Below are 11,327 nucleotides of genomic sequence, written 5' to 3' on the forward strand. Positions count from 1 at the left end.
CACAGATGCGCCGGACCAGGTGCGAAGAGGACCAGAGATGCTGCGACGGATTTTGCTGGGATTCCTGCTGCTGCTGGTGCTCACCGCCGCGTCGCTCGCGCTCTGGGAGCCGCTGACCGCCGAAGCGCCCGCCGCGCCCGCATTCAAGCCCGCCGACGTTCGGATTGCGCGCGACAAATTCGGTGTGCCGCATATCTTCGGCAAGACCGACGCCGACGTCGCTTATGGCGTTGCCTACGCGCACGCCGAGGATGATTTCTCGACCTTGCAGGAAGTGCTTGCGATGACGCGCGGCCGCGCGGGCGCGATGCTGGGCGAGGATGGCGCGAAGATCGACTATGCCGAAGCGCTTCTCGGCGTCCGCGCGACGACGGCGCGCGACTGGCCGCGGCTGCCCCAGGATGTAAGGGCGCTGTTCACGGCCTATGCCGCGGGGCTCAATCATTATGCAGAGAAGCATCCCGGCGAGGTGCGCCTGTCGGGGCTGTTCCCCGCGACCGGCGAGGATGTCGTTGCGGGTTTCGTGCTGCGCTCGCCCTTTTTCTTCGGGCTCGATTCGGTGCTGGGGTCGCTCGTCGAAGGCAAGGCGATCGGGCGCGAGGGCGGGCCGGCACTCGATGCGACGGGCAAGCTGGTCCCGCGCGAACTGACCCCGGTCGGCACCGATCCCGCCGACAATGGATCGAACGGCATGGCGGTTGCGCCGGCGCGCTCGACCGACGGCGCGACGCGGCTTGTGTCGAACTCGCACCAGCCGTGGACGGGCGGCGTTGCATGGTACGAATTGGTCGTCCATTCGGAGGAAGGCTGGGATTTCGCCGGCGCGAACTTCCCCGGCTCGCCCTATCCGTTCCTCGGCCACAATAAATATCTCGGCTGGACGAATACGGTGAACCGGCCCGATCTGATCGATGTCTACAAGCTGGTGCTCGACGACAGCGGCGAAAATTATCGCTTCGACGGCCAATGGCGGCCGCTCGAAAAGAAGCGCATCTGGCTGAAGGTCAAAGTCGGCCCGTTCGTGCTGCCGATCCCGCGCACCACCTGGCGCTCGGTCCACGGGCCGGTGGTGAAGAATGAAAAGGGCGCGTTCGCGATCCGCTATGCGGGGATCGATCAGGCGAATATGGTCACCCAATATTACCGGCTGAACAAGGCGAAGAGCTTCGCCGAGTGGCGCGCCGCGATGGCGGGGCAGGGCGTGCCCGCGACCAATTTCATCTACGCCGATGCGAAGGGCAATATCGGGCTTTTCTATAATGCGATGTTCCCCGACCGGCAGCCGGGGTTCAACTGGCGCGGCGTGCTGCCCGGTGACACGTCGGCGGATCTGTGGACGCAGACGCTGCCGTTCGACCGCGTGCCCGCGCTGGTCAATCCGCGCTCGGGCTATGTGATGAACGCGAACAACACGCCGTGGGTCGCGGCGGGGCCGGGCGACGAGCTCGACGCCGCGGCCTTTTCGCCACTGCTCGGCATCGAGGACGATATGACCAACCGCGCGACGCGGCTGATCGAGCTGTTCGAGGCGTCGGGGCAGATCGACGAGGCGCGGCTGAAGGCGATCAAATATGACACCGCCTATGCAAAGACGGGCTATGCGAAGGCGTGGATGAACCGCGTGCTCGCGCTCGACACGAAAGGCGACCCGGCGCTTCGCGAGGCCCAGAACCTGCTCCGCCGCTGGGACTGGAACCTCGACGGCAGGGGGAAGGGCGACGCGCTGGCGTTGATGGTTCTGCGCCCGGCGAACGGCAGCCATTACCAGCGCCGCGCCGCGCCCGATCCGCGCACGATATTGAAAGAGACGGTCGCGCATCTGCAGGATCATTTCGACGGGCTCGATCCGAAGCTCGGGACCGTATTGCGCCTCCGGCATGGCGAGGGAGCGAACCGCGTCGACCTGCCGCTCGATGGCGGCAACGACACGGTGCGCGCGTCGACCTTGTGGGATGCCGAACCCGACGGGCGGCTGAAGGTGCGCCACGGCGACAGCTTCATCATGTTCGTGACGTGGGATGCCGAGGGCCGGGTCCGGTCCGAATCGATCCAGCCTTTCGGGTCGGCGACGACGCGGCCGGGCAGCCCGCACTATAATGATCAGGCGCCGCTGTTCGTGGCGCACAAGCTCAAGCCCGTGCTGTTCGATCCGGCGGCGCTGAAAGCGAGCGGGGCGCGCTTCTATCGACCTTGAAAGCCCGATGCTGCTGTCCTAAACCATTGATACAGTGCCGTCCGGCATCCGGTCGCACGCGGGCATAGAGCCTGCGCCCGAACAAGAGGATTTTCATGCCCCGTTTCCATCGTTTCGCGCTCGCTCTGGCGGTCACCACGTCGCTTGTCGCCGCGGGCCCCGCGCTCGCCAAGGCGAAGGCCGCCAACCCCGCACCGATCGCGGATCTCGTGAAGGCGGTCGATATTCCGTACGAGGCGTTCACGCTCGACAATGGCCTGCGCGTGATCGTGCACGAGGACCGCAAGGCGCCCGTCGTCGCGGTGTCGGTGTGGTATCGCGTCGGGTCGAAGCATGAGCCGAAGGGCAAAACGGGCTTTGCGCATCTGTTCGAACATCTGATGTTCAACGGGTCGGAAAATTCGCCGGGCGACTTTTTCGAACCGCTGCAACAGGTCGGCGCGACCGACAGCAACGGCACGACCAACGTCGACCGCACCAATTATTTCGAGACGGTGCCGACCGGCGCGCTCGACCGCGCGCTGTTCCTCGAAAGCGACCGCATGGGGCATCTGCTCGGCGCGGTGACGCAGGAAAAGCTCGATAACCAGCGCGGCGTCGTCCAGAATGAGAAGCGCCAGGGCGACAACAACCCCTATGGCCTGCTGCGCTACGAGATTTTCGAGAATCTCTTCCCGACCGGACACCCCTATCACCACAGCACGATCGGTTCGATGGGCGACCTCAATTCGGCGAGCCTCGGCGACGTGAAAAAGTGGTTCACCGACAATTACGGCCCGAACAACGCCGTGCTCGTGCTCGCGGGCGACGTGAACGTCGCCACTGCAAAAGCCAAGGTGCAGGAATGGTTCGGCGACATCCCGCGCGGCCCCGAAATCGCGGCGCCCAAAACGTCGATCCCGACGCTGCCCGCGCCGCTGGCGAAAGAGGTCAAGGACCTCGTTCCCACGACGCGCATCTATCGCATGTGGGCGATCCCCGGCCTCAACGATCCCGAGGCGGTGCCGCTGCAGATGGCGATGGGGGTGCTCGGCGGCCTGTCATCGTCGCGGCTCGACAATGCGCTGGTGCGCAAGGACCCGGTCGCGGTGAGCGTTTCGGCGGCGGCGCAGCCGTTCGAAGATGCCGGCATATTGCTGGTGCAGGCCGATGTGAAGCCGGGCGTCGACCCCCAGCTCGTCGCATCGCGGCTCGACGCCGAAATCGCGAGCTTCCTCGCCAGCGGGCCGACCGCGGACGAGTTGCAGCGCACCGCGGCGAGCTATCTGGCGGGCACCATCTCCGGGCTCGAATCGGTCGGCGGTTTCGGCGGCAAGGCGGTGACGCTGGCCGAGGGCGCGCTCTATTCGAACAATCCCGCCTATTATAAGGTCGAGCTCGACCGGATGGCGAAGGCGACCCCCGAACAGGTCAAGGCAGTCGCCAACAAATGGCTTTCGCGCCCGGCTTTCTCGCTGACCTATACCCCAGGCGAGCGCACCGAGGGCGGGGAGAATCGCGGCGGCGCCGTGACGGGCGGCAAGGTGGCCGCACCGGTCCAGCCCGACCGTTACTGGAACGAGGCGCTGGGCGACGTCGGCCCCGATACGGGCGGTGTTTCGTCGTTCGCCGACCGTTCGCAGCTGCCCGCGGTCGCCGACCTCAAGGCGCTCGACTTCCCGGCGATCGAACGCACCAAGCTCAAGAACGGCGTCGAAGTCGTTTTCGCGCGGCGCACGACGGTGCCGACGGTCAATGTCGCGGTCAGCTTCGACGCGGGCTATGCCGCCGATCCGCACAATGCATTGGGCACCCAGTCGCTGATGCTCAGCCTGATGGACGAGGGCACGACGAGCCTCGATTCGATCGCCTTTGCCGAAGCGAAGGAGCGGCTGGGCGCGCAGATCGACGGAACCGCCAATGCCGACGAAACGGTGTTCAGCCTGTTCGCGCTGAAACCGAACCTCGGCGCCTCGCTGAGCCTGCTCGCCGACTATATTCGCAACCCGGCGTTCGACTCCAAGGAACTCGAGCGCGTTCGGGCGCAGCAGCTCAACCGGCTGAAGGCCGAACTCAACAATCCGAACGCAATCGCGTCGCGCATTTTGACGCCGGTGCTGTACGGCGCCGACCATCCTTATGGCATCCCGCCGTCGGGACTTGGCAACGCGAAATCGGTGGCGGCGGTGACGCAGGGCCAGCTTGCGGCGTTCCATTCGGCGTGGATCCGTCCCGACAATGCGCGCGTGTTCGTCGTTGGCGACACGACGCTCGCCGAAGTGAAGAAACAGCTCGATACGACGCTCGGCCAGTGGCAGGCGCCCGCGACCGCGAAACCGGTCAAGCATTTCGAGATCGCGATCCCGGCGCCACGCCCACGCATCCTGCTGTTCGACCGGCCGAAGTCGCCGCAGTCGGTGATCCTCGCGGGCAAGGTGCTCGACGCCAAGGGCGGCGACGATCTTGAGATTTTGCGGTCGGCGAACGATATTTTCGGCGGCAATTTCCTGTCGCGCTTCAACACCAATTTGCGCGAGACCAAGGGCTGGTCCTATGGCGTGCGCAGCCGCATTTCGGGCGATCAGGACCGGCTCACCTGGGTCGCCGCGGCGCCGGTGCAGGCCGATCGCACGGGCGATTCGATCAAGGAGCTGCAGAGCGACCTCAAGAGTTTCCTCGGCGACAAGGGCGTGACGAAGGAAGAGCTCGAACGCACGATCAACGGCAGCGTCCGCGAACTGCCCGGCAGCTTCGAAACCTCGGGCGACGTGCTCGGCGGAATCCGGCAGATCGTCAAGTTCGGCCGCCCCGACAATTATTACGAGACGCTGCCCGCCACCTATGAAGCGATGACCGCGGCCGAAATCGACGCGGCGGCGCGCAAGGCGCTCAGCACCGACGGTCTGGTCTATGTCGTCGTCGGCGATGCCGCGGTGGTAAAACCGCAGCTTGACGGATTGGGTCTGCCGGTGGAAACGGTGTCCCTCGATAACTAACATCAGTTTCAGTAAGGAGAGCCCATATGTCCCAAGTCGATGGCAGCTATGATTGCGTAACCAAGTCGCCGATGGGCGACCAGAAGTCGGTCTTTACCGTGAACAGCGACGGCGGCGGCTTCACCGGCCAGAACGCCGGCGCGATGGGCGCGCTCGACGTCGAAAATGGCAAGGTCGACGGCAACAAGCTGACCTGGACCATGAACATGAAGGTGCCGATGCCGATGACGCTCGAATGCGAAGCGACGATCGACGGCGACGCGCTGACCGGCACGATCAAGGCCGGTGCGTTCGGTTCGATGGCGATGACCGGCACCCGCCAGGGCTGAGCCACGCCTCACGAAAAGCGAAGGGCCGTCCACTCCTGCGAAGGGAGCGGGCGGCCCTTTTGCTTTGCATAGCAATGCCCTTTGGCTCTGTGGACCATTGGGGGCTATCCAAAGCGGCGGCATGGGCGCATAGGCTGCCGCCATGCACAAGCCGGCCCAATCCCCCCAACGGAGCCTGCCGGGCGACCGTGAGATGGTGGTCATGATGGCGATGGTCATGGCGCTCAACGCGCTCGCCATCGATTCGATGCTGCCCGCGCTGCCCGCGATCGGCGAGGCGCTGGGCGTCACCGTCGCCAATGATCGTCAGCATGTCATCTCGGTCTACCTGCTCGGTATCGGCTTCGGTTCGCTGCTGTACGGCCCGCTGTCGGACCGGTTCGGGCGCAAGGGCGTGCTCGTCCCCGCGCTGTTCGCCTATCTCGCACTCTCGATCGGTTGCGGCCTCGCGACCAGTTTCGCGATGCTGCTCGTGCTGCGTTTCATCCACGGGCTGGTCAGCGCGGCGCTTGGCGTCATCGTCGTCGCGGTGATCCGCGACCTGTTCGCGGGCGATGCGATGGCGAAGCGGCTGTCGCTGATCTTCCTCGTCTTCATGATCGTACCGATCATCGCGCCGACGATCGGCGCCGGGATCGCGGCGGTGGCGGGCTGGCGCGCGATCTTCGTCGTGCTGGCGGTGATGTCGATCGTCATGCTGTTTTGGCTCCGCCGGCTTCCCGAGACGCTCGACCCCGCCGATGTCCGCCCGCTCGACCTCAAGACGATGGTCGCGGGCTGGGCGACGGTGACGCGGCATCGCCGCGCCGCGGGCTATATGATCGCCTCGGGGATGATGCAGGGCGCACTCTATGGCTATCTCAACAGCAGCGAGCAGATCATTGCCGAAGTGTTCGGCGCGCAGGCGATGTTCCCGCTGATCTTCGCGTGCGTCGCGGTGGGTATTGCGATCGCCAATTTCTCGAACGCCGCGATCGTCGAGCGTTTCGGTGCGCGCCGCGTATCGCAGGCGGCGGTCTTCGCCTTCATGGCGACCTCGATCCTGCAGATCGTCGCGGCGCTGAGCGGGGTCGAGACGCTTTGGATGTTCACCGCGTTGATGATGGTCAACGTCGGCCTCGTCGGCTTTATCGGCAGCAATTTCGGGTCGATCGCGATGGAGGATTTCGGCCATATGGCCGGCGTCGCGTCGTCGTATCAGAGCTTTGCCAAGACTTTGCTCGCGGCGACCGTCGGTGCGACGATCGGCCAGCAATATGACGGATCGACACTGCCGCTGGCCTATGCCTTCCTGATCAGCGCGGTCGTCGGTCTCGCGCTCGTCTTCTGGGCCGAGCGCGGCAAGCTGTTCACCCGGCCGGGAACGGCGCCGAAAAGTCCGTACTGACGATTATGTTGGCTAGCAGCCGGCGACCGTCCGTTTTGGGGCAAAAAGCGGACGTTCAGCCGTAGTCGCGCGTTTCCGCCCTCACTCGTTCCATCAGTCCATCGTAGATACGGTTCATGAAGTTTCGGGCATCGATCGGCTCGTCGAACCAGATGGCAACCGAAAATCCGTCATGCAAGGACGGACGAATATCGTTCACGGCCCCCTCAGAAGCGTTCCAATCGCGCCATTCTTTAAGAACGGCGCGCCTATGTTCAAGTGAGCCGTCATGTAACGCCGCATTAATGGCGCCCGTCAAAGAGCCGTGGATGATGTCGAAATCTTGATTGAAATAGCAGGTCATAAGATTCGAGAGCAGCGGCCACTGCTCCTCCGCAAACTTGCGTCGTTCCTGTCTTGCCCTACCCATGAAAACGAAGTTGCCACGCTTCCATGGTGTCTGCAATCGGTCGTTTCCAGTCCTTCGTCATCCCGGACTTGATCCGGGATCCACCGCAGTGCTCAAGTCATGGACCCCGAGTCAGCCCTGTTGGAGAGTTCGTAATCGGTGGTTAGCAGCTGTGGATCTGTTCGATGCACTCGCCAAAAAAGAAAGGGGGCCGAAGCCCCCTTTCCCTTTAGGTTCGAACCGTCAGTTGAACGACGGGGCCGGAGGGACCGGCGGCGGCGGTGCGTCGGGGTCGTCCTCGTGCACCTCGATATGGCCCTGACCCACATGGCTGCGCGAGCGGCTGTAGGCGAAGTAGACGACGAGGCCGATACCCGCCCAGATCAGGAAGAGGTTGATGCTCTTCTGGTCGAGGTTGAAGAAGAGATACAGACAGCCCGCGATCGCGATCGGTGCCGTGATATAGATCAGCGGCGTCTTGAACGGACGGTGGCGGCCGGGATCGGTCCGGCGGATCACCATCACCGCGATCGACACCGCGGCAAAGGCGAAGAGCGTGCCCGAGTTCGAGATGTTCGCCAGCTGCCCGACAGGGAAGAAGGCGGCGAACAGCGCGACCGCGATGCCCGTGATGATCGTGATCACGTGCGGCGTGTTGAACTTCGGATGGATCTTAGAGAAGGCTTTCGGCAACAGGCCGTCGCGGCTCATCACGAAGAAGATGCGGGTCTGGCCGAACATCATCATCAGGATGACCGACGGCAGCGCGAGACCGGCAGCGAGGCCGATCAGATTGCCGACCTGCGGCCAGCCGATTTCACGCAGTGTCCACGCCAGCGCTTCCTTCGAACAGACCACCGCCTGATCGCCCATCGCGGCGCAGGCAGCGGCGAGTTCGCGGCTGCCTGGTTCGAGCGCATGGGCGCCTGCCGCATCGATGCCGACCGGCTGTGCGCCGACCGAGCCGATGACGCCGGCGGCGACGAGCAGGTAGAAGATGGTGCAGATCGCGAGGCTGCCGATCAGGCCGATCGGCATGTTGCGCTGTGGATTTTTGGTTTCCTCGGCGGCGGTCGAGACCGCGTCGAAGCCCACATAAGCGAAGAAGATCGACGCCGCGGCGGCGCCGATACCGCCGAAGCCGAGCGGCGCGAAGGGTTCGAAATTCTCCATATTCATCACGGGAACCGCGAGGACGACGAACAGCGTCAGCGCCGCAACCTTGATGACCACGAGAAACGCATTGACCGTCGCCGATTCGCGGGTGCCGATGACCAGAAGCATGGTGACGAGGCCGGCGATGAACATCGCGGGCAGGTTAATCATGCCGCCGTCATATGGCCCGAGCACCAAGGTAGAAGGTATGTCTATGTTGAAGGCATTTTCAATCAAGCCGACAACATAGCCCGACCAGCCGACCGAAACGGCGCCCGCGGCGACCGCATATTCGAGGATCAGCGCCCAGCCGACCATCCATGCGATCAGTTCGCCCATCACGGCGTAGCTATAGGTGTAAGCCGAGCCCGACACGGGGACCATCGAGGCCATTTCGGCGTAGCAGAGCGCCGCGAAAGCGCAGACGAAGCCGGCGATGATGAAGCTGATCATCATGCCCGGGCCGGCTTTTTGCGCGGCCTCGGCGGTCAAAACGAAAATCCCGGTCCCGATGACGGCGCCGATCCCCAGCATGGTGAGCTGAAAGGCCCCGAGCGTGCGCGTAAGCGACTTTTTCTCCGCTGTCGCCAAAATGGCATCCAACGACTTTACGCGGTCAAATAGCATAATCTTCCCCTTGGGAGCGGCTGAACTGCCGCCCGTCTCATGGCGGGGCAGACTAGCCGCTCCGCACGCCAGCGCAACTTAATTTCATGGGGTCAACGCTGCATTCGACGGGGACCAAGGCCGCTTACCGTACGGTAAAGCGCACTCGGTCAATCATTCGGCCGCCTGGATCAACCAGCGTCAGCATATGGGCGCCGGGGCGCGGCAGGATTTGCTGCCCCGCATCGGCATCACCGAGCGGTGTCTTGTCGAGGATCAGCCGGTATCCGGCGACCGATCCGCTGACGATGACCGCGAGCCGCTGACGGTCGATCGGGATGTCGGGATCGAGCGCATAAACGCTGCCGCTGACCGGGCTGGTGATGCGCGGGCGGCGCGCCGCCTGCGGCGCGGCCGCCATTTCGGTCTGCGCGGTGCCGGCGAGGAAATATTCGCGGCGCGGGGGCTCGCGCGTGCCGGGGAGGCTGATCCGGCGCGCCTCGACGCCTTCGGGCATCGCGGGCGGCTTTCCGGGGCGGCCGGCGTGGAGCGCCATCATCACGTCGCGCCACACCGGCGCGGCGCCCGAGGTGCCCGAGACGGCGCGCATCGAATCGCCCTCGAGATTGCCGACCCAGACAGCGACGGTGAAGCGGTCGGACCAGCCGATGCACCAATTGTCGCGCATGCCTTTTGACGTGCCGGTCTTGGCCGCGGCCCAGAAGGGGAGGCGAAGCGCGCTATCGGCGCCGAAAGCGTCGGTGCGGGCGGCGGCGTCGGCGAGGATGTCGCCGACGATGAAGGCGGCGGCAGGGCTGACGATCTGGCGCGCCTCTTCCGCTTTTTCGCCGCGCAGGAAATGGACGGGGGCATAGCGGCCAAGGTTGGCGAAGGTGCGGAAGGCGTTCGCTTGTTCGACGAGCGACACTTCGGCCGAGCCGAGTGCGAGGCTGAAGCCGTAATATTCGCCGTCCTCGACAAGGCCGTGGTAGCCCAAGGCCCAGAGGCGGTCGCGGAACTGCTGGACGTCGTCGATGACGAGTGCGCGGACCGCGGGGACGTTGAGTGAGCTGGCTAGGGCGTGGCGGACGCTGACTGGGCCCTTGAAGCTGTGGTCATAATTCTTGGGGACGTAGAGGCCCGAGGCGGTGTCGAGCTGGACCGGGCTGTCGTCGAGGATCGACGCGGCGGTGAGCCAGCCATGTTCGATCACCTGCGCATAGAGATGCGGCTTCAATGTCGAACCCGCTTGCCGCCGCGCATTCGCGCCGTCGACCGACGCCGCGGTCGATTTGAGCCCGACGCCGCCGACATAGGCGAGCACTTCGCCGGTGGCATTGTCGAGCACGACGACCGCGCCGTCGCGCACACGGTCCGAGCCGAGCCCCGCGAGCTGGCGGCGCAGCGCGACGATCGCGGCGGCCTGGATGCCGCGGTCGATCGTCGTGGTGACGCGCTTGCCGGGCTTGTCGAGCAGGCGGACGGCAAGATGTGGCGCGAGCGCGGGGTCGAAGCGCGCGGCATGTTCGCCCGAAACAAGCGTCGCGGCGGCGGCGCGGATTGCGGTGCAGTCCTTTGTCTGCGCGATGCGGCACGCGCGGCGACCGAGTGCTTCGGCGCTGGCGGCGGGGTTGGGGAGGAGGCCCGCGAACAAGGCGGCATCGGTGCGGTTCAGCTCGGCGGGTTTCTTGCCGAACAGGCTTTGCGCGCCCGCGCCGATACCCTGCGCCTCGCCGCGCAGGGGGAGGAGGTTGAAATAGGCCTCGAGCATCTGTTCGTGCGACCAGTTTGCCGCGAGCGCCTGCCCCGCGCGCATCTGGCGGAGCTTGGTCCCCCAGTCGCGCTTGCCGGGCTGCGCGAGGCTGGGATCGAGGAAGGCGGCGAGCTGCATCGGCAGCGTCGAGGCGCCGCGCGAGCGGTCGCCGGGGCCCCCCATCGTGAGGCGCGCGCGGGCGGCGCTGGCGATGGCGAGCCAGTCGACCCCGCCGTGCGACCAGAAGCGGCGGTCTTCGCTTTGTACGACGGCGGTGCGGACCGCGGGGCTGATCTGGTTCAGCGGCACCCATGCGAGGCGGCGGCGTTCGAAATTGACGCGCTCGCTGTCGAGCAACTGGCCGTCGCGGTCGTAAAGCCACGCTTCGCTTGGGCGCCAGTCGGCGCGGACTGCGTCGAAGGCGGGCATTGCCGGGGGACGGGTGAGGAGGTGAGCAGCGGTGACGAGGACGAGCAGGGCGAGGGCCGTCCACGCCAGAGCATCAAACCAGCGACGTTTGCGGGGCGTCATTTATCGAAA

Annotated in this window: 7 protein-coding genes; 4 read left to right on the plus strand and 3 right to left on the minus strand. The window is 65.2% G+C overall.

Going from position 1 to position 11,327, the window contains the following annotated elements; translation table 11 throughout:
• Positions 1–37 precede the first annotated feature (37 nt).
• The 4 genes from ATE70_RS08160 (at position 38) to ATE70_RS08175 (ending at position 6,885) form a co-directional block, all read left to right on the plus strand.
• Positions 38–2,194: an acylase gene (locus ATE70_RS08160; protein ID WP_197411414.1), complete on the plus strand. Its 2,157-nt coding sequence runs from the start codon at positions 38–40 to the stop codon at positions 2,192–2,194.
• A 95-nt stretch (positions 2,195–2,289) separates the two neighbouring features.
• Positions 2,290–5,169, plus strand: coding sequence for a M16 family metallopeptidase (locus ATE70_RS08165; protein ID WP_058537458.1), 2,880 nt, complete (start codon positions 2,290–2,292; stop codon positions 5,167–5,169).
• A 26-nt stretch (positions 5,170–5,195) separates the two neighbouring features.
• Positions 5,196–5,498: a hypothetical protein gene (locus tag ATE70_RS08170; RefSeq protein WP_058537459.1), complete on the plus strand. Its 303-nt coding sequence runs from the start codon at positions 5,196–5,198 to the stop codon at positions 5,496–5,498.
• A 142-nt stretch (positions 5,499–5,640) separates the two neighbouring features.
• On the plus strand, positions 5,641–6,885 hold the full coding sequence (locus tag ATE70_RS08175; protein ID WP_058537460.1) for a multidrug effflux MFS transporter: 1,245 nt from the start codon (positions 5,641–5,643) through the stop codon (positions 6,883–6,885).
• 55 nt (positions 6,886–6,940) lie between these two features.
• On the opposite strand, the gene ATE70_RS08180 is transcribed toward ATE70_RS08175, so the two are convergent.
• From ATE70_RS08180 to pbpC, 3 genes are all read right to left on the minus strand, one after another.
• The gene (locus tag ATE70_RS08180) at positions 6,941–7,294 is read right to left on the minus strand and encodes a contact-dependent growth inhibition system immunity protein (protein WP_058537461.1); all 354 of its coding nucleotides are present in this window, start codon (positions 7,292–7,294) and stop codon (positions 6,941–6,943) included.
• 222 nt (positions 7,295–7,516) lie between these two features.
• Positions 7,517–9,055, minus strand: a complete 1,539-nt coding sequence (locus tag ATE70_RS08185) for an amino acid permease (RefSeq protein WP_058537462.1) — start codon at positions 9,053–9,055, stop codon at positions 7,517–7,519.
• 124 nt (positions 9,056–9,179) lie between these two features.
• Positions 9,180–11,318 (minus strand): penicillin-binding protein 1C, encoded by a 2,139-nt coding sequence (gene pbpC / locus ATE70_RS08190; protein WP_058537463.1) that lies wholly within the window; start codon positions 11,316–11,318, stop codon positions 9,180–9,182.
• Between the last annotated feature and the right edge of the window lie 9 nt (positions 11,319–11,327).

This window comes from Sphingopyxis sp. H053, from assembly GCF_001468225.1.
Lineage (GTDB): Bacteria > Pseudomonadota > Alphaproteobacteria > Sphingomonadales > Sphingomonadaceae > Sphingopyxis.